At 38.5% G+C, this 18,485-nt stretch carries 15 protein-coding genes and 4 pseudogenes; 15 read left to right on the top strand and 4 right to left on the bottom strand.

Features of this window, described 5'->3' with window-relative positions:
* From ACFIMC_RS05205 to ACFIMC_RS05215, 3 pseudogenes are all read left to right on the top strand, one after another.
* Nucleotides 1–350 (top strand): annotated as a pseudogene (locus tag ACFIMC_RS05205) (glycoside hydrolase family protein); the annotation flags it as partial.
* A gap of 66 nt (nt 351–416) precedes the next feature.
* A pseudogene (locus ACFIMC_RS05210) lies at nt 417–618 on the top strand (hypothetical protein).
* Between the two features lie 146 nt (nt 619–764).
* A pseudogene (locus ACFIMC_RS05215) lies at nt 765–982 on the top strand (hypothetical protein).
* Between the two features lie 60 nt (nt 983–1,042).
* On the opposite strand, the gene ACFIMC_RS05220 reads toward ACFIMC_RS05215, so the two are convergent.
* Nucleotides 1,043–1,315 carry a type II toxin-antitoxin system YafQ family toxin gene (locus ACFIMC_RS05220; RefSeq protein ID WP_375668549.1) on the bottom strand — a complete coding sequence of 91 codons (273 nt, stop codon included), beginning with the start codon at nt 1,313–1,315 and terminating at the stop codon, nt 1,043–1,045.
* A gap of 9 nt (nt 1,316–1,324) precedes the next feature.
* Nucleotides 1,325–1,605: pseudogene (locus ACFIMC_RS05225) on the bottom strand (type II toxin-antitoxin system RelB/DinJ family antitoxin).
* A 277-nt stretch (nt 1,606–1,882) separates the two neighbouring features.
* Here ACFIMC_RS05225 and ACFIMC_RS05230 point away from each other — a divergent pair.
* The 3 genes from ACFIMC_RS05230 to ACFIMC_RS05240 all read left to right on the top strand — a co-directional run bounded on the left by ACFIMC_RS05230 (nt 1,883) and on the right by ACFIMC_RS05240 (nt 4,929).
* Nucleotides 1,883–2,845: an L-threonylcarbamoyladenylate synthase gene (locus ACFIMC_RS05230; RefSeq protein WP_375672019.1), complete on the top strand. Its 963-nt coding sequence runs from the start codon at nt 1,883–1,885 to the stop codon at nt 2,843–2,845.
* A 2-nt stretch (nt 2,846–2,847) separates the two neighbouring features.
* A complete protein-coding gene (locus ACFIMC_RS05235; RefSeq protein ID WP_375634207.1) occupies nt 2,848–4,257 on the top strand; it encodes an FAD-binding oxidoreductase in 1,410 nt (469 codons plus the stop codon).
* Between the two features lie 144 nt (nt 4,258–4,401).
* Nucleotides 4,402–4,929 carry a DUF6101 family protein gene (locus ACFIMC_RS05240; protein WP_375628324.1) on the top strand — a complete coding sequence of 176 codons (528 nt, stop codon included), beginning with the start codon at nt 4,402–4,404 and terminating at the stop codon, nt 4,927–4,929.
* A 1,084-nt stretch (nt 4,930–6,013) separates the two neighbouring features.
* Here ACFIMC_RS05240 and purD read toward each other — a convergent pair.
* On the bottom strand, nt 6,014–7,288 hold the full coding sequence (gene purD, locus ACFIMC_RS05245; protein ID WP_375634209.1) for a phosphoribosylamine--glycine ligase: 1,275 nt from the start codon (nt 7,286–7,288) through the stop codon (nt 6,014–6,016).
* Nucleotides 7,289–7,378: 90 nt separating this feature from the next.
* On the opposite strand from purD, the gene ubiA reads away from it, so the two are divergent.
* Nucleotides 7,379–8,383 carry a 4-hydroxybenzoate octaprenyltransferase gene (ubiA, locus tag ACFIMC_RS05250; protein ID WP_375634211.1) on the top strand — a complete coding sequence of 335 codons (1,005 nt, stop codon included), beginning with the start codon at nt 7,379–7,381 and terminating at the stop codon, nt 8,381–8,383.
* A 237-nt stretch (nt 8,384–8,620) separates the two neighbouring features.
* On the opposite strand, the gene pdxH is transcribed toward ubiA, so the two are convergent.
* Nucleotides 8,621–9,244 carry a pyridoxamine 5'-phosphate oxidase gene (pdxH, locus tag ACFIMC_RS05255; RefSeq protein ID WP_375680917.1) on the bottom strand — a complete coding sequence of 208 codons (624 nt, stop codon included), beginning with the start codon at nt 9,242–9,244 and terminating at the stop codon, nt 8,621–8,623.
* Between the two features lie 326 nt (nt 9,245–9,570).
* Between pdxH and ACFIMC_RS05260 the strand changes: the two genes are divergently transcribed.
* From ACFIMC_RS05260 to ACFIMC_RS05295, 8 genes are all read left to right on the top strand, one after another.
* A complete protein-coding gene (locus ACFIMC_RS05260; protein ID WP_375634213.1) occupies nt 9,571–10,476 on the top strand; it encodes a DnaJ C-terminal domain-containing protein in 906 nt (301 codons plus the stop codon).
* A 127-nt stretch (nt 10,477–10,603) separates the two neighbouring features.
* Complete coding sequence (gene fabI, locus ACFIMC_RS05265) at nt 10,604–11,422, top strand: enoyl-ACP reductase FabI (protein ID WP_273787904.1); 819 nt, start codon at nt 10,604–10,606, stop codon at nt 11,420–11,422.
* Nucleotides 11,423–11,570: 148 nt separating this feature from the next.
* Nucleotides 11,571–12,659 carry a chorismate synthase gene (aroC, locus tag ACFIMC_RS05270; protein WP_375613029.1) on the top strand — a complete coding sequence of 363 codons (1,089 nt, stop codon included), beginning with the start codon at nt 11,571–11,573 and terminating at the stop codon, nt 12,657–12,659.
* 15 nt (nt 12,660–12,674) lie between these two features.
* A complete protein-coding gene (ribB, locus tag ACFIMC_RS05275) occupies nt 12,675–13,778 on the top strand; it encodes a 3,4-dihydroxy-2-butanone-4-phosphate synthase (RefSeq protein WP_375680918.1) in 1,104 nt (367 codons plus the stop codon).
* A 7-nt stretch (nt 13,779–13,785) separates the two neighbouring features.
* On the top strand, nt 13,786–14,040 hold the full coding sequence (locus ACFIMC_RS05280; protein ID WP_375618413.1) for an exodeoxyribonuclease VII small subunit: 255 nt from the start codon (nt 13,786–13,788) through the stop codon (nt 14,038–14,040).
* 241 nt (nt 14,041–14,281) lie between these two features.
* The gene (gene dxs / locus ACFIMC_RS05285) at nt 14,282–16,189 is read left to right on the top strand and encodes a 1-deoxy-D-xylulose-5-phosphate synthase (RefSeq protein WP_375680919.1); all 1,908 of its coding nucleotides are present in this window, start codon (nt 14,282–14,284) and stop codon (nt 16,187–16,189) included.
* Nucleotides 16,190–16,205: 16 nt separating this feature from the next.
* Entirely contained in the window at nt 16,206–16,949 is a 744-nt protein-coding gene (locus ACFIMC_RS05290) for a TlyA family RNA methyltransferase (RefSeq protein ID WP_375672017.1), read from the top strand.
* Nucleotides 16,946–18,199: a class I SAM-dependent RNA methyltransferase gene (locus ACFIMC_RS05295; protein ID WP_375634223.1), complete on the top strand. Its 1,254-nt coding sequence runs from the start codon at nt 16,946–16,948 to the stop codon at nt 18,197–18,199. Before ACFIMC_RS05290 ends, ACFIMC_RS05295 begins: the two co-directional genes overlap by 4 nt.
* Nucleotides 18,200–18,485 lie beyond the last annotated feature (286 nt).

Consider the following 18,485-nt stretch of genomic DNA (forward strand, 5'->3'; position numbering starts at 1 on the left):
CAATATCCAGATCTTGCCATGAAAATCATAGGCAACACGTTAAGCCCTCAAGAAGGCTATAGAACATTGCTTAAAAGGCTTAATCGGGGTGATTATGAAGCTGTACCAACCGAATTGCAGAAAATGGACCAAAGCCAAGAGGCAAACGTTTACAAGGTCTTGTACTCCGGCGTGTATCAGAGGCAGGGCTATGGACGAAAGGGGCTTGTGTTTCTTCTAATTATCAAACAGTAGAAACGGGGGGTAAAGCAGAAGCATTGGCACCCATTATTGGTTCTTTCTCAGGTCTTGGCGGTTTTTTAGCGGGCAATGGTCTAGTTCAATGGGCTTTAGCCGCCATTATGGTTTGAGCCGCATATGCTGGCATTTTCTTTGTTGCTAAACGTTTTCAGGAGCACTGCCTATGAATCTTATGGATGAAAAGAAATCTGATGCTAACAGGTGCGGCTTTAGCCGCTTTTTTTTATGATTTTAGCAAGAGCTTTTACTCTTGGAAAAAAAGCAGAACAACAAAAGCAAACAGAAAAAGCTTTAAAAGCAGCCACAACACGTTTGGCGGTGGAAAGTGAAGTTAATCAAAAAAGTGCTGCTGATGTGCGTGCTGCTCTCTTTGATTGATTGCGCGACAAATAAATATGCTTCTTCTTGTGTTGGTTGGTTACCTATTTATTTAAGCCAGCAAGATCTGAACACCATCAGTTCCAATTTAGTAAGAGAGATCTTAAAGCACAATAATCTAGGTGAACGCTTGTGTGGGTGGAAACATGGTTAGAAAAAAAACACAAGACGATATAGAAATTACAGAAGTAGAAAAGAAATGCTTCAAGAAATGATCATCACCTATCAAAGCGTGAAAATGATGTCTCGCTTGATGAAGTGGATAGCATTTTTTCTTTTTTTGCTTATCCTTGATTTTGCACGCCTCATGGATGCAATAGACAACATCTTCGCACATTTAAAACAATGGTTCTCAAAAAATTAGAAAAACTGACATACAAGCAAAACTACGAAAAATTCTTTTTACTATGAATTGGAGATCCAATCATAAGCGTAGTTCAGAATGCAAACCAAGTCGTAAAAGCTCTAGTGTTTTGGCATCTGGCTTTCGATAGATCAAAACTAAATCTGGCTTGATATGACAATCACGACAATTGCGCCATTGACCTGTTAGCGCATGATCTCTCCAATGCGCTTTTAGCGGTTCATTCTCCGCTAACGCTTTGACTACAAGCAGTAAATCCTTCTCTAGTGTATTAGCATACCTACCTTTGCTTTCACGTTTAAGGTCAGACCGGAATGAACGCGTATAGACAATATAGCAAGCTTAGGTTTTCTTTTCAGATTTACGCATTTCGGTTCTATCTTCGCGTATCATGGTCCTTAAGCTGTCTAATAATGTACGTTCGACGCATCCCATTTCGACATCCTCGATAGCTCGTAATGTTTCCGGATTTGGTTGAAAGATCCAAGCGGTAATGTACGATCTCTAGCAATGCGGGTCATAAACATGCGTACTACATCCGATACAGTTAAACCCGTAGACTTAATAACTGCACTTGCAATTTCTTGAACTTGATCAGGTATGCGGGCTTGAATTTTTCCCATTGCTAAATCCCCTATTCAATTGTAGCACAATGTACTGTACGTTAAGTCTATGTCAAGAGTTTCAACAATAGCTTTTCACAAGAGAACTTAGCAAAATTCAAAAAATTATTAGAGAAAGTTAGCAGAATAAGATATGTTTTGTAGAAGAATATTGGAAAATCCTATTCCCTAACCTTTATTTATGAACCCCATACTTAAAAAAACATATAAATCAATGTGATATATGAATAAAAAAGAGCATAATATCACTAAAAGAGTGTTATAGAAATGATGTGTCATGACGATTCTACCACTCGATAGTGCTTCGATAAGAGAGGCAATAGCGCTTCTTGAACAAGGGAAGTTAGTAGCATTACCAACGGAAACTGTTTATGGATTAGCGGGCGATGCAACCAATGGGAGAGCAATTTCTTCTATTTATTCTACAAAGGGTCGTCCGCAAATTAATCCTCTTATTGCGCATGTCAGCGGCATCGAAATGGCGGAACGTTATGTTAAAATTGACTTTCTTTCACGCCAATTAATGGAGGAATTTTGGCCAGGTCCTTTGACATTGGTTTTGCCTTTAAAGGAACAGCATAATATCCATCCTTTAACAACCTCTGGTTTGAATACCTTGGCTGTTCGTTTTCCAGACAGTCGTTTTGCGGAAGTGGTACAACATTTTGGCCGCCCACTTGCTGCTCCTAGTGCGAATCAATCGGGGCGTCTTAGCCCTACTTCAGCTGAGGCTGTTTTTGCATCTTTGGGGGAATCTGTTCCTTTGATATTGGACGGAGGACCTGCTAAAATAGGGTTGGAATCAACGATTATTAAAATTTGTGGTGAAAATATTTATCTTTTGCGTCCAGGGGGGCTTGCGGCTGATAAAATTGAAGAGGTTGTGGGGAAGCCTTTAAAACGGATAGATCAAAGGGCGGCGATTGAAGCTCCTGGGATGTTAAAGTCGCATTATGCTCCCAATGCCACGGTTCGTTTGAATGTAGAAAAGGTGGAAAATGGTGAAGCGCTTTTAGCATTTGGTTCAAAGCGTGTTATGGGGGCTGAAAATGCCGTTTCTATTTTAAACCTTAGCGAAGATGGAAAGTTAGAAGAGGCAGCCTCTCATTTATTTCAATATATGAAGGAATTAGATTCATTTAAAGTGAGATGTATCGCAGTAGAACCTATTCCATTATACGGATTAGGGGAGGCTATCAATGATCGTCTTATACGGGCTGCGGCTCCAAAGGAGAAATGAACATGGAGCAGGAATTAATTGAAGGGTTTAGGGAAATTGTTGGTGCTAAGCATGCTATAACAGATCAAGCGTTGATTGCACCGTATTTGCTTGAAGAGCGTGGGCTTTTTCATGGAAAAACGCCTTTACTTTTACGTCCATCTTCTTGCGCAGAGGTCTCATCGATTATGCAGTTAGCGAGCAAAACGCGCACACCGATTGTGCCACAGGGTGGAAATACAGGGCTTGTGGGGGGACAACAACCAGATGAAAGAGGAGAGGGCGTTCTTTTATCCATGGAGCGATTAAATAAGATTAGAGCTATAAATATTGAAGGAAATTTTGTTGTTGTAGAGGCTGGTGTTATTTTACAGGATTTACAGAAAAAAGTGGATGAATCAGGTCGTTTTTTCCCTCTTTCTTTGGCATCTGAAGGTTCTTGCCAAGTAGGAGGAAATCTTTCGTCGAATGCTGGAGGGACAGCTGTTTTAGCCTATGGCAATATGCGTGATCTTTGTCTTGGTTTAGAAGTTGTTTTACCGGATGGGCGTATTTTAGATGATTTGCGTTTTGTTAAAAAAGACAATAGCGGTTACGATTTAAAAGATCTTTTTATTGGTGCAGAAGGTACATTGGGTGTTATAACCGCAGCCGTTTTGAAGATGTTTCCAAAAATAAAAGGAAAAGCTGTTGCTTTGGTGGGATTATATAGTCCGGCGAAGGCTTTAGAGTTTTTATCTCTGGCTCAAGAATATGGAGGAGGGATGTTGACAGGTTTTGAGCTCATGGGAAATCTCAGTTTGCAAATGGCTTTAGATTATAAGATGTGTGAGAAGCCTCCTCTTCAGCGGAAACATGAATGGTATGTATTAATGAACATTTCATCGTTGCAAGGCAATGATGAGGCGTTATCGGTATTGAGTACTATTTTAGAAGAAGCTTTAAAGAATGCGGTGATAGAAGATGCAGTTGTTGCGCAATCTTTAAAACAGCAAGATTTTTTTTGGCAATTACGAGAAAGTATATCATTAGCACAAAAGTTAGCAGGAGGGTCCATTAAGCATGATATTGCAATCCCACTTGCTTCTATTCCTGATTTTATTGCTGATGCAGCGCTTATTGTTGAGGATATTGCTCCAGGAGCACGGGTGATTTGTTTTGGACACATGGGCGATGGAAATTTACATTATAATATTACACAACCTGTAGGAGCTGATACGACAGTGTTCTTGCAGTTATGGTCAACAATGAATCATCGCATTCATAGTTTAGTGGTGGACTATAGAGGTGCATTTTCTGCTGAGCATGGAATTGGTCAGCTTAAGCGCGAAGAACTTCGTTCTTTTAAATCGCCTGTCGCATTGGATATTATGCAAGGGATTAAAAAAACGTTCGATCCTTTAGGGATAATGAATCCTGGAAAAGTATTATAATTCAAGAATGGTGATCATGCATTTTTGTTTAGATTTTAATAACCAAAAAAGAAACCAGTTGTTTTTTATTCAAACTTTTAATAATCCAATGAGAAAAAGCTGCTAAAGGGTGTATGTTATTTAAGATAAATTGGGATAATGTATATGGCTAATCAATGCTTTAATCAGGCAAAAGCGGTGCTTGAATTTCGGTTAGATCCGTGCCATTTGCCACAAACGACGACATATTTTTCATCCAAAACGGGTAATCAGGTTATTTGTTCGTTAAATGAGCGTGGTGTTTCTTTTAAAACGGATATGCCTTCAAGCTTATCGCATTTAATACCCCCTTATCATTTTCAAGGAATTGCAGCACGTACCGTAAAAACGCGTTCAGGAGAAAGAGCTGTTGCATTAGAATTACTTCATGCCGATGAGGAAGCTTGTATACCGCTTTTGGTTTCCAGAGATTTGAATAATGTTCTTCTGGATTGGCGGTTATGGGCGGATACTTATGGCCTTCCCATGCTTATGATCAATGAAGATAATCGCATTCTGGTTGTAAAAGATCGTTCTGATTTACATCGATTTTTTGGTACAACAGCACATTCTAAACAAAAGCATTTTTTACTTCGTTATAGCAATCCGTTAGGCTTGCGTTTGGTGATTGCGAATCGAATTGCACTCCAGTAAATTAACATGCATTCATTTTTGTACTACCGTCAGCATTTATCTTGTTGTGCTGTAAAACATCGTTGTTTGGGGAGGTAACATAAGGCATGTAAACTTCACACATGAAGTGTTGTTAGAAGATATGGCGAATATTCTTAAGTTTGCTTGTAGGTCTTTGTGTAAGTGCAGCATATGAGTGGGAAGCAAGAGGAACCCGCTTAATGAGAATTCAGACCTTTACAGACGGGATTTGGTGTGACTTTTGGTTCTTTAAAACAAAGAGAAAGTCAATGATTGTAAATGAGAGTTTTTTGACACCATACATTGGCAGCAGGAATCGATGATGTAAAACGCTTTTTTCAGAGAGGTAAAAACGGTTTTCATAACAATAGAAACTGTTTTTTTGCGGTATAATTTTGGGTTTTTGCCACATTATTAAAAACACCAGAAGATTACTGGAAGTGTTTTTGAATTTTTTTATAAATCATTTCTTCATGTTGAATGAAAGCTTTGAATATTGCAGAATATTCTTATTTCATCTCTCTTTTATAATCAAAATCATTTAGATAGAAAGGGTTATCGTAATATTGAGAATTGGAAAATACAATGATGGTATAGGTTTTTATTTTTATTCCAGAAAGCTGGCAGAATGGATTTATACTATTTGCAGGTAGTGTCGTAAAATGGGAATGATAAGCATGAGAGATATTGTTTAAGAGTTTGTATGTGAATAACATAACTATCTTTTTTGGGCATTTCATTTTTCGTAAAAGCGGAATTTCACTAAAAACGCGATAAATAAAAGAAATGATAGTATATACGTTTTTCCTCAGGATTTTATAAGAAAGAAAGTGTTTATAAAAATGATGAGAAAATGCGTTTAAAGTAAAGACAACAGTAAAATGATTATTTTATATTACATCTTCAGATTCAGAAAATTTTCCTATTTTATCATGAGTAGATATCCTATTTACAATATTTGATTGTTCAAAGGAAAGCACACTCATTTTTTCAAAATTATGGTCAACGTAAAACAGTGAGAAAATTTTTGTATCATGCTCTTATATAAAATAAGAAAATCGTAAAAAAAGAATATTCAAAGGATTTAATTTTCTCGCGCAACGGCTCTCCATCCGATATCTCGACGAACAAAACCTTCTGGCCAATCAATACAATCAACAGCTTCATAAGCACGTTTTTGTGCATGGGTAATCGTTTTTCCTGTTGCTGTTATATTGAGTACACGTCCACCATTTGCAATGAGTTCTCCATCACGCAACACTGTACCAGCTTGAAAAACTTTCACATCGAGAAGAGTGTTTACTTGATCAACGTTACGGATAACAGTACCTTTTTGGGGAGAGTCTGGATAACCATTAGCAGCCATAACAACGGTGAGAGCTGTTTTTTCAGACCACCGAAGAGGCTGATTTTCAAGTTTTCCTTGAGCTGCAGCAAGAAAAATTGGCAAAATATCATCTTTGAGGCGCATCATTAAAACTTGACATTCAGGATCACCGAATCGTACGTTAAATTCAATTAATTCGGGTCCTTTTTGCGTTATCATTAATCCGACGAAGAGAATACCTTTAAAGGGGGCACCCATTTCTTTCATGCTTTTTAAAGCTGGTTCAACAATTTCTTTGAGAGTACGATTCACTATTTCTTGGGTCATGATGGGCGCTGGTGAATAAGCACCCATACCACCGGTGTTTGCTCCAGTATCCCCATCACCTACACGTTTATGATCTTGAGCAGATCCAAAAGGAAGAGCAACTTTACCATCACAAAGGCAGAAGAAGCTTGCTTCTTCACCTTCAAGAAAAGATTCTACAACAATTTTGTTTTCTGCATCTCCAAATGTACTTTTGAAGCAGGCATCAACTGCGTTAAACGCTTCTTCCATAGTTGTTGCAACCACGACACCTTTGCCAGCTGCTAAGCCATCAGCTTTAATAACAATGGGAACACCTTGTTGCTGAATGTAAGCTTTAGCTTTAGAGGCATCATTAAAGCATTGGTAACTTCCTGTAGGAATGTTATTCTTCCGACATAAATCTTTTGTAAAGGCTTTTGAACCTTCTAGTTGAGCAGCTTTTTGAGTAGGACCAAATACACAGATGTTAGCGCTATTAAGAGAGTCTGTTATACCCGCCACCAAGGGTGCTTCTGGTCCTACAATTACAAGATCAATAGAATGTGCCTTACAAAAATCAATAACAAGGGGATGGTCATCAATGTTCAAATTAATATTTTCACCAAATTCTGTTGTTGCAGGATTTCCAGGAGCACAATATAACTTTGTTAGCAGTGGTGATGCTGCTATTTTCCATGCTAAAGCATGTTCTCGTCCACCTGAGCCAATAAGAAGAATATTCATTGCTTGCTCCTCTCATAAAAGATAATTAATCTCATCCTCTTCTCATAAGAATGAAATGTCTCTATCGCAAGACCAAAGGTAAATCATTTGATGAAAAAAAATAAAAATATCGCGCATGTTCAGTCCTATGATAGCCAAGGACGGGTTATGGATGCATCTTCCAAACAATGGGTCTACAGCTTCCTTCCCCGTTCTTTATGGTTTTATGCGCAATTGGCGCGTTGGGATCGACCTATCGGTTGGCAATTGTTGATGTGGCCTTGTTTTTGGTCAACAACAATGGCTTTTTTCTCTTATAACATGCATTACGATACTCTTTTATCAATGTTTCTTCATTGGGTTTGGTATCTTTTTCTTTTTTTTCTGGGATCTATTGCTATGCGAGGGGCAGGATGTACTTGGAATGATCTTATTGACCATAAAATTGATGCTCAGGTAGAAAGGACACGTTCTCGCCCATTGCCAACAGGACATGTGAGTCGGTTTCAAGCGAGAGTTTTTATCCTTGTGCAATGTTTTGTTGGTTTAGTCGTTTTATCACAATTTAATAGGTTTAGTTTTTTTCTAGGTATTTCGTCATTGATAGCTGTTGCATTTTATCCTTTTATGAAACGCGTAACATATTGGCCGCAGTTTTTTTTAGGCGTTGCATTTAATTGGGGGGCATTAATGGGGTGGGCTGTTGTCTTTGGAAGTTTAAGCTGGGCACCAATCTTGCTTTATGTGGGATCAATTTTGTGGACCATAGGATACGACACAATCTACGCACATCAAGATAAAGAAGATGACGTTACTGTTGGTGTCCGTTCTACGGCTCTTCTTTTTGGTAAAGCAACCAAGCGTGCTTTAGTATTTTTGTATGGTGGTTTTGTGATGTTCGTTAGTCTAGCATTTTATTTAGCTGGAGTCCCTGTTCTTAGTTTTTTGGGGATTTTTGTGGCAAGTATCCATATGTTTATTCAAATTAAAGTCATTGATATAGATGATAGTTCACAATGCCTCAGGCTTTTCAAATCTAATTCGCTTATTGGTTTTGTGATTTTTTCTGGTTTAGTATGTGGGGGTATATGGATGATATTTTATCCTGCGGTCTAAAAATAAGTTAGCTAAAATCATAGTTTCTACTGAATACAGTATGTTTTTTTTAATAAGCTTGTTGCTAATCTATTTTTAAGCAATACAGTAGAAAATATCACCAATTAACCTTTACAGTGAAAATAAAATTCTTCTATTTAAATAGAATAAATCATCTTCTTTTAGAATTTTTCGAATAAAAAATATTTGTTTAATTGTTGCGAAGAAAAAATCTTCATAACGATGAAGTTTGAAGGATTAGGGATAAAGTTTTTGTCTTTTCCAATCGCTGTGTTCAACACAATCCCGTGTAAAAAGCAAACGATCATGTAAACGAAATGGGCGATCGCACCAGAACTCTATAGAAAGGGGTTTAACACGAAACCCAGACCAATAAGGTGGTCGTGGAATATTGCCTAGAGCATAACGCGCAGTATATTGAGCAATTGCTTTTTCGAGCACAAAACGATTGTCTAAAGGTTGAGATTGTTTAGAGGCCCATGCACCAATTCGACTACCACGTGGTCGCGATTGGAAATAGGCATCGGCTTCCTGTTGACTTACTTTTTCAACGATTCCTCTAATTCTGACTTGACGACGGAGTGATTTCCAATGAAAACCTAAGGATGCTTTCATTGATTTTAAAATTTCTTGTCCTTTACAGCTTTCATAATTGGTATAGAAGACGAATCCTTGGGGACTGTAGTCTTTGAGGAGAACCATACGAACATTAGGGAGTCCTGTTTCGTCAACTGTTGCTAATGCCATAGCATTCGGATCATTTATTTCACTTATCGTTGCCTCTTCAAGCCACTTTGCGAAAAGTTCAAAAGGTTTTTGCATTTGCATAAAATGATCATCTGTTGGTATTTTTGTGCTCATAGTTTCTCCAAATATCAGTGAGCATGGGTGAGGCATTTTCTCATTTACTTGATCATCAAGAAGTTACAGTACTATTTTTTCTTATTTTCAAAAAGCCAATGCTATCGTGTATTTCTATGGTAGTTTAATTATTTTTTACTTTAGCATAGACTACAAGGAGCTATATTAAATAAATGTCTCATTTTATCTGGTATTTTAGTTTATTGATAGACATATAAAGAGAAAAGAAGAAATTATTCTCTAGAATAGACTAATGAAGCTATAAGGGATATTGAACAACGTATCAGTTGATATTTTGAAAACGAAGAAATTGAAAAGAGGGCAATATGCGTGATCCCTACACGATTCTGGGTGTGGCACGTACCGCAAAATCGCAAGAGATTAAATCGGCATTTAGAAGATTAGCGAAGAAATATCATCCAGACCATAATAAAGATGATACAAAGGCTAAAGAGAAATTTGCTGAAATTAATCAAGCCTATGAAATTATAGGTGATAAAGATAAAAAGGCACAATTTGACCGCGGTGAAATTGATATGGAAGGAAAACCGCTTTATCAAGCCTATGGTGCTGGTGAAAATTTTAGCAATAAACAAAATCCCTTTTCAGGAAGAGCAAAGGGATTTGATTTTTCCTCTTCAGGTGGTGCAAGTTTTGATGCGAGTGATATTTTTCGGGATCTGTTTGGAGGAGGTGGTAGCTTTTCGAATTCCACACACTATAACCGTCCCCAACAAGGAGCACATGTTCGTGCTAATCTTGCCATAACATTAGAGCAGATGGTTGGCGCAGAAAAGGTGGAGGCTGTTTTTCCAAATGGGAAAAAGTTAAAAATTAAACTTCCAGATTATATTGAAGACGGACAGACTATTCGTTTAAAAGGTCAGGGAGAAGAGGTACCTCACGGGCAAGCAGGAGATGCGTTGATAACCATTCAGATTCAAAAACATCCTCGTTTTCGGGTTGAAGGAAAAGCACTCCATCTTGATTTACCAGTTTCTCTTAAACATGCTGTTTTGGGAGCAAAAGAAGAAGTTGAGACGTTGGAGGGGCGTGTGGTTTTAACGATTCCTGCGTGGTCAAGTTCTGATCGCGTTTTACGGTTGAAAGGGAAAGGGCTTCGTTTAAAAAATGGTACAAGAGATGATCTTTATGTGCATGTTCGCATTATGTTGCCGGGAGATGAAAATGCCGCCGCACTAGAACAGTTTTTGCAAATGCAACAAGATTAATTTTAAAAATTTTATATATAAAAGCGTAGTTTTTGTTTGATTTTAAACCAATTGCTTGAAGAAAAAGTTGACCTGTGTCATAGGCAGGTGAATAATACTAATTTTAAGTAACAATGGGGCAGTGCTGATGGCTAAGGGTAATGGTTTATTGTACGGTAAGCGTGGTTTAATTTTGGGGTTGGCCAATAATCGCTCCATCGCTTGGGGAATCGCTAAAGCGGCAAGTAGCGCAGGGGCAGAGCTTGCTTTTACCTATCAGGGTGAAGCAATGAAAAAGCGTGTCGAGCCTTTGGCTGAAGAATTAAAGGGATTTGTTTGTGGACATTGTGATGTTTCTGACAGTGTCTCTATTGATACGGTCTTTAGAGAAATAGAGAAGAAATGGGGAAAACTTGATTTTTTAGTTCATGCTATTGGTTTTTCTGATAAAGATGAATTAAGTGGTCGTTATATTGATATCAGCGAATCAAATTTTATGATGACGATGAATATTTCCGTTTATTCCCTAACAGCTCTAACGAAGCGTGCAGAAAAATTGATGCCAGATGGTGGTTCAATCTTGACACTAACCTATTATGGTGCAGAAAAGGTTGTTCCCAATTATAATGTAATGGGGGTTGCCAAAGCCGCTCTTGAAGCGAGCGTGAAATATTTAGCGGTAGATTTAGGTCCCCAAAATATTCGTGTTAATGCTATATCTGCTGGACCAATTAAAACGTTAGCGGCTTCTGGTATTGGTGATTTTCGTTATATTTTAAAATGGAATGAATATAATGCTCCATTACGTCGTACGGTAACAATTGAAGAGGTTGGTGATTCTGCGCTTTATTTTCTTTCAGATTTGTCTCGTTCTGTTACCGGTGAAGTCCATCATGTCGATTCGGGTTATAATATCATAGGTATGAAGGCAGTTGATGCACCAGACATTTCTGTCGTTAAAGAATAAAGTTTGGTTTATAAGATTTTATTAGACAGCAGTAATTTGACCAAATTTAAGGTGTCCAAGAGTATTTGGGAGAAAAGAGTTGTCTTGTGTATAGCACACAACATACGTTATCGTTGTATATATTTGACAGAGAAATGGATCTTTTTTCATGTCGCATAATACATTTGGTCATTTGTTTCGTGTAACAACATGGGGTGAAAGTCATGGTGCTGCTCTTGGTTGTGTCATTGATGGTTGTCCACCTGGAATTATTTTTACTCTTGCAGAAGTTCAAGCTTATCTTGATAAACGCAAGCCAGGACAATCAAAATATACAACGCAGCGCCGAGAACCAGATGAAGTAGAGGTCCTTTCAGGAGTTGTTGTTCAAGACGATGGAACGACATTGGTGACAACAGGTACACCAATTTCTCTGTTGATTCGAAATACAGATCAACGCTCTCAAGATTATGGAGCAATTGCTCATCAGTATCGTCCAGGACATGCGGATTATACTTATGATATTAAATATGGCATTCGTGATTTTCGAGGCGGGGGACGTGCTTCGGCACGGGAGACGGCAGCACGTGTTGCAGCAGGTGCATTTGCTCGTAAAATCGTTCCTGGTTTGATTGTACGAGGAGCAGTGATAGCAATTGGTCCTCATAATATTAATCGTGATCGTTGGGATTGGTCAGAGGTCGATAATAATCCTTTTTTTACAGCTGATGCAGAGATGGTTCAAATTTTTAGTGACTATATCAGTAAACTCCGTAAAGAGGGGACATCTGTTGGTGCGGTTGTTGAGATCGTTGCAGAAAATGTTCCGGCAGGTTTAGGAGCCCCTATTTACGCAAAGCTTGATCAAGATATTGCCTCGTTACTTATGTCGATTAATGCGGTAAAAGGTGTGGAAATTGGTGATGGTTTTGCGGCAGCCCGCTTGAGGGGAGAAGAAAATGCGGATGAAATGCGAATGGGAAATGATGGAAAACCGCTTTTTTTATCAAATCATGCGGGAGGTATTTTAGGGGGAATATCGAGTGGACAGCCAATTGTTGCGCGTTTTGCTGTAAAGCCTACTTCATCAATTTTAACACCTCGTCGTTCCATTGATGTTGATGGTCATGATATAGACGTTATAACAAAGGGACGTCATGATCCATGTGTTGGGATTCGTGCCGTTCCTGTTGGTGAAGCGATGGTTGCTTGTGCTATTGCTGACCATTATCTAAGACATCGCGGTCAAGTTGGGTGATTGAAAAGGTGAACAATGGCGTATGATGAAAAAAAAATTGTTTCTGCACTTAAAGCTTTTGAACGCGGTGAAATTGTTGTGGTGACAGATGATGATGACCGTGAAAATGAGGGTGATTTAACTGTTGCTGCAGCGCATTGTACAGAAGAAAAGATGGCGTTTATTCTTCGTCACACAACAGGTATTGTGTGCACACCTATGCCAAAAAAAGAAGCAAAACGGTTTAATCTTTCTCCTATGGTACCAGATAATAACTCTGCACATGGGACGCAATTTACGGTTACTGTTGATTTTAAACACGGCATAACAACAGGAATTTCAGCGCATGACCGTACATTAGCTGTACGTAATCTTGCGAATTCAAATGCAAGTGCGGATGATTTTGTTCGTCCAGGGCATGTTTTTCCTTTAATTGCGCATGAAGGGGGGGTGCTCATGCGTTCAGGTCACACGGAGGCCGCTGTTGATTTATGTAAATTATCTAATTTGCCGCCGGTTGGTGTTATCGGTGAATTAGTCAATGATGATGGAAGCGTTAAACATGGCGATCAGATTATGAAATTTGCGCAAGAACATCGGTTGCATATTATAACGGTTGCAGATTTAATTTCTTACCGCCAACGTAAGGAAATATTGATCAAGCATGTTGGAGAAATGCTTATTGAAACATCTGTAGGTCCCGCTATTGTTCAAAGTTATCAACTCCCTTGGGAAGTCGTTCAGCATATTGCAATTGTTTTTGGTGATGTCCGTGAGGGTGAGAATATTCCTGTGCATTTACATCATGAAAACATTATAAGTGACGTTTTTTGTCAAACTTCAGATATTATGGTGATGATGCGGCGTATGATGGAAAAAGAAAAACGTGGCGTATTTATTTATTTGCGTGAAGGATCTGTTATACAATCAACTGTTGGTATTCAAAACATGACAAGAAACAGTTCAGAAAACCATGTGCAGGCGATTGAACGCGAAGAAGAATGGCGCAAAATTGGTTTAGGATCACAAATTTTAAAATATTTAGGAATAGGCTCTGTTATTGTTTATGTTTCTAAAGAGCATCATTATGTAGGTTTGGAAGGTTTTGGAGTTCGTATATCCAGAACAGATATTTTTTGAGGTTCATATGAAAAAAGAGATACAAGAGGGGGATATTACGACCTTAAGCTTTGAGCAAGCGCTTAAGCAACTTGAAGTTATTGTCGAAAATTTGGAACGTGGCGATGTGCCTTTGGAACAATCCATTGATATTTATGAACGCGGTGAAGCGCTTAAAAAGCATTGTGAAAAACTCTTAAGAGTTGCTGAAGCTAAAGTTGAAAAAATCCAGCTTTCAGAAGAAGGTTCTCCAGAAGGAGTGGAACCACTTGATGCTAAATAATTTAAATCTTTTTGGATATTTATTGTGGGACTTAAGAGAAGCAATAACCTTAGTTTATAAATAGAAAGTTTTATTGATTTCTTTTTTATAAAATAAGTTAAAAATGAGGAAATTATAGCTCATCTCAAATAGAAAAGAGCATTTTTCAGTAAAAAAGATGCAAAACTGTAAATAAAAGAGTAGAGAAGATATATTTTTATCATTGTGTTTTCTTGAGTTAAGATAATAGAAAGGATTTTTTTTGTCTCAAGTCTTAACACCATTGCTTGACCGTGTTTGTTTTCCGCAAGATTTGCGGGCATTGCCTGAGTCTGATTTGGTACAGTTGGCTGATGAGTTGCGGACCGCAACAATTGATGCGGTTTCTGTAACAGGTGGTCATCTTGGCGCGGGACTTGGTGTTGTTGAGCTCACTGTTGCATTACATTATATTTTTAATACACCAGAGGATAGGATTATTTGGGATGTTGGTCATCAAACCTATCCACACAAGATTTTAACGGGGCGTAGAGAAAAAATTCGCACATTACGTCAAGAGGGCGGATTATCGGGTTTTACAAAACGTTCAGAAAGTGTGTATGATCCATTTGGAGCGGGGCATTCGTCTACTTCTATTTCAGCGGGGCTTGGTATGGCGGTGGCAAGTGCTTTGAAAGCAGAGACAAGACGCAATATCATAACTGTCATTGGTGATGGTGCAATGTCTGCGGGCATGGCTTATGAAGCAATGAACAACGCTGGTGCTTTGAATGCACGCTTGATTGTTGTTCTTAATGATAACGATATGTCTATAGCACCACCTACAGGTGCTATGAGTGCACATCTTGCACGATTAGTGTCTCGTCCTTCTTATCGTCATTTGCGTGAACGCGTAAAGATGTTGAGCGAAAAATTGCCAAAGTTTTTTTTGGATAAAGCCCGTCGTTCAGAGGAATTTGCGCGTGGCCTTTTGGTTGGGGGAACTTTATTTGATGAGCTTGGCTTTTATTATGTTGGCCCCATAGATGGGCACAATTTGGGGCATTTATTGCCTGTTTTTAAAAATGTTCGTGAATATCCTAATGGTCCTGTTTTGGTGCATGTTGTAACCCATAAGGGAAAGGGATATCCACCTGCAGAGGCCTCGTCTGATAAATATCATGGTGTTAATCGTTTTGATGTCACGACAGGAAAACAGGTAAAAGCATCAAGTAATATTCTACCCTATACCAAGGTATTTTCTAAAGCTTTAATAGAAGAAGCTCGCCATGATGATAAGATTGTTGGCATAACAGCAGCGATGCCAACAGGGACAGGTCTTGATTCTTTTGCGAAAAAATTTTCTGAAAAAATGTTTGATGTTGGTATCGCTGAGCAACATGCCGTAACTTTTGCGGCAGGACTTGCTTGTGAAGGGTATAAGCCTTTTGTTGCAATTTATTCTACTTTTTTACAGCGTGCTTATGATCAAATTGTTCATGATGTATCAATTCAAAAATTACCGGTACGTTTTGCTATTGACCGAGCAGGTTTTGTGGGGGCAGATGGTGCAACACATGCTGGAAGTTTTGATATTGTTTTTTTGGCCACTCTTCCTGACTTTGTTGTTATGGCACCTTCTGATGAGCTTGAACTGATGCATATGGTGCGTACAGCTGCAGCTTATGATCAGGGACCAATTTCTTTTCGTTATCCGCGTGGTGAGGGGATTGGTATAGATTTACCGCAACGTGGTGAGTTATTAGAAATTGGAAAAGGGCGCGTTCTGCGTGAAGGAAATAGAATCGCTTTGGTTTGTTTTGGAACGCGGATGTCAGAAGTGTTGCAAGCTGCTGATGCGTTGGAGGCTGAAGGATTGTCTACAACGGTTGCAGATGCACGGTTTGCAAAACCTTTAGATAAGGATTTGATGCGTCGTTTGGCACGTGAGCATGAGGTATTGGTGACAATTGAAGAAGGGGCAATCGGTGGATTGGGAGCGCACATATTACAATTTTTAGCGCAAGAAGGGCTCTTAGAGCATGGTTTGAAAGTTCGTACACTAAAATTTCCTGATGAATATTTGAATCATGGTTCACCAGAAAAAGTTCTTTCACGTGTCGGACTTGACGCTATGGGTATTTTAAGCACGGTTTTTGCTGTTTTGGGACGCGAGATTCGAACAGAATAGAAAATTCGAGTATGAGATGGCTTCCAGAAAAAGACTCGATATTTTTTTAGTTGAAAAAAACTTTTTTAGGACACGTTCACGCGCACGTGATGCAATTATGCGCCAAACTGTTAAAGTTAACGGAGAAATCGTTTTTAAAGCTGGGCAAATCGTTTTTGATGATGCAGAGATTACCGTTTGTGATCCAGCACAGAATTATGTTTCTCGGGCAGCGTTAAAATTGATTGCTGCACTTGATGCATTTCCAATTATAACAGATAAAGTGACAGCCATTGATGTTGGTGCATCAACAGGTGGTTTTACGCAAGTTCTCTTAGAGCGTGGAGCAGATCATGTCATTGCCGTTGATGTTGGGCATCATCAATTTGATAAACGTTTATTGGGCAACAGTGCTATAACGTTATTAGAAGGCTTGAATGTCAGAGATTTTAAACAGGAACATTTAGGTGGGCGAGAAATTGATCTTATCGTTTCAGATGTTAGCTTTATTTCGCTCAAACTTGCATTGCCTCCCGTGTTGTCTTTAGCCAAGAAGGGAGCCCAAGCTGTTTTACTGGTAAAGCCTCAGTTTGAGGTTGGTCGTAAACACTTTAGTAAGGGAGGAATATTAAGTCCATCAAGTGCTAAAAAAATTGCTGAGGCGCTTTTTGTTTGGTTAAATACACAAACAGGGTGGAGTGCAAAAGGTTTAATTTCTTCCCCTATTACAGGTGGTGATGGCAACGTGGAATATTTACTATTCGGAGAAAAACAAGAGTGAATGACAATGTCATAATCGATCATATCGGAGCAAATGGTTATGGTACTGCTAAGACGTCTCACGGCTTCGTTTCTGTTCCTTTTACTTTACCAGGAGAGTGTGCTGAAATTACTGTTCATGGAAAATATGCAACATATATAGCATTAAAAGAAAAATCATTAGAACGCATTGATACTCTTTGTCAGCATTTTGGAGAATGTGGAGGGTGTACTCTTCAGCATTGGCATATGGATGCTTATCGCGTATGGAAACAACAATTGGTTGTTGATGCGCTTAAAAAGTATGGACTTAATAATGTTGTTGCGCCTTTAATAGAATGTAAACCTTATAGCCGACGGCGGATTACTCTAACAGCATCTATGACCCCACAGGGGCAAAAAGTTGGTTTTAACCGTTATCTCTCTCATGAGATTGTAGCTCTTGAGGAATGTCCAGTAAGCCGTCCAGAGCTTATTTCTCAGTTGCATAATATTAGAGAGCTCTGTGCTTTTCTAAGCAGCTCTGCCAAACGGTTTCATGTTACGATAACATGTGTTGAAAATGGTTTAGATGTTGCTTTAAGCGGTTGCATTATACACCATGAATCACTTCGTCAGAAAATGATCAGTGCTGCTCTTTCATATGGGATTATACGTTTATCTGTTGACGGTGAAGTTTTGGTTGAACGAGAAAAACCAGAGATTTACTTTGGAGATGTCCGTGTTGAATTTCCTTCTGGTGGTTTTCTGCAAGCAACTTGTGAAGCTGAAAATATAATGGGCAATATTATTTTGACTCATTTTAAAAAAGTAAAGAATGCTGTTGATTTGTTTTCAGGGGTAGGAACATTTACCTTGCGTATGGCAAAAAAGATGAATGTTCATGCAGTAGAAAATAATGAAGATGCATTAAGAAATCTAAATACAGCAGCACGTTTTGCGACTGGTTTAAAAACGTTCACTTGTGAAAAACGTGATCTTTTCCGACATCCCCTTTCTGTAAAGGAACTTGAATGTTTTGAGAGTGTTGTTTTTGATCCTCCCCGTGCTGGTGCAGAGCAACAAGTACGTGAATTAGCGAAGACAACAGTATCACGTGTTGTGGCAATTTCTTGTAATCCTACTACATTTGCTCGTGATTTATCTCTTCTTGTTGCAGGGGGGTATACAGTAGAAAAAATCATACCGATTGATCAATTTTTATGGTCACCACATGTCGAAATTGTTGCTGTTTTGAGCAAAAAGAAAAAAAAGAAAGGTTGGAAACTTTAGCCTAATTTTTTTTAATGCTATGAAGATTTTTTAAAAGTTGACCTGTGTATTATTATAAAATCTCTCCAAAATTTATCTATAATAATAATCTTTTTCTCGTTGAGTTAAGAGCACTGAATGTAGAAAGTGTTTTTTTTCTTTTAAGCTTTTTTATTATGAAATATAAAAGACAAGTTACCCCACACAAAAAAACCACAAAAGACTAATGTATTACGAAGAAGATGTGTCTGAATAAGCCTGTGCCGTCGTTATATTTGCCATCCCCTAATGTTTCTTAAAACTCTTG

The organism is Bartonella sp. AP21QHHD (assembly GCF_042196205.1).
Classification (GTDB): Bacteria; Pseudomonadota; Alphaproteobacteria; order Rhizobiales; family Rhizobiaceae; genus Bartonella.

Excerpts from the sequence above, each read along its gene's own strand:
- ACFIMC_RS05230 (WP_375672019.1), top strand. The coding sequence starts at position 1,883 with ATGACGATTCTACCACTCGATAGTGCTTCGATAAGAGAGGCAATAGCG.
- ACFIMC_RS05235 (WP_375634207.1), top strand. The coding sequence starts at position 2,848 with ATGGAGCAGGAATTAATTGAAGGGTTTAGGGAAATTGTTGGTGCTAAG.
- ACFIMC_RS05240 (WP_375628324.1), top strand. The coding sequence starts at position 4,402 with ATGGCTAATCAATGCTTTAATCAGGCAAAAGCGGTGCTTGAATTTCGG.
- purD (WP_375634209.1), bottom strand. The coding sequence starts at position 7,288 with ATGAATATTCTTCTTATTGGCTCAGGTGGACGAGAACATGCTTTAGCA.
- ubiA (WP_375634211.1), top strand. The coding sequence starts at position 7,379 with ATGAAAAAAAATAAAAATATCGCGCATGTTCAGTCCTATGATAGCCAA.
- pdxH (WP_375680917.1), bottom strand. The coding sequence starts at position 9,244 with ATGAGCACAAAAATACCAACAGATGATCATTTTATGCAAATGCAAAAA.
- ACFIMC_RS05260 (WP_375634213.1), top strand. The coding sequence starts at position 9,571 with ATGCGTGATCCCTACACGATTCTGGGTGTGGCACGTACCGCAAAATCG.
- fabI (WP_273787904.1), top strand. The coding sequence starts at position 10,604 with ATGGCTAAGGGTAATGGTTTATTGTACGGTAAGCGTGGTTTAATTTTG.
- aroC (WP_375613029.1), top strand. The coding sequence starts at position 11,571 with ATGTCGCATAATACATTTGGTCATTTGTTTCGTGTAACAACATGGGGT.
- ribB (WP_375680918.1), top strand. The coding sequence starts at position 12,675 with ATGGCGTATGATGAAAAAAAAATTGTTTCTGCACTTAAAGCTTTTGAA.
- ACFIMC_RS05280 (WP_375618413.1), top strand. The coding sequence starts at position 13,786 with ATGAAAAAAGAGATACAAGAGGGGGATATTACGACCTTAAGCTTTGAG.
- ACFIMC_RS05290 (WP_375672017.1), top strand. The coding sequence starts at position 16,206 with ATGGCTTCCAGAAAAAGACTCGATATTTTTTTAGTTGAAAAAAACTTT.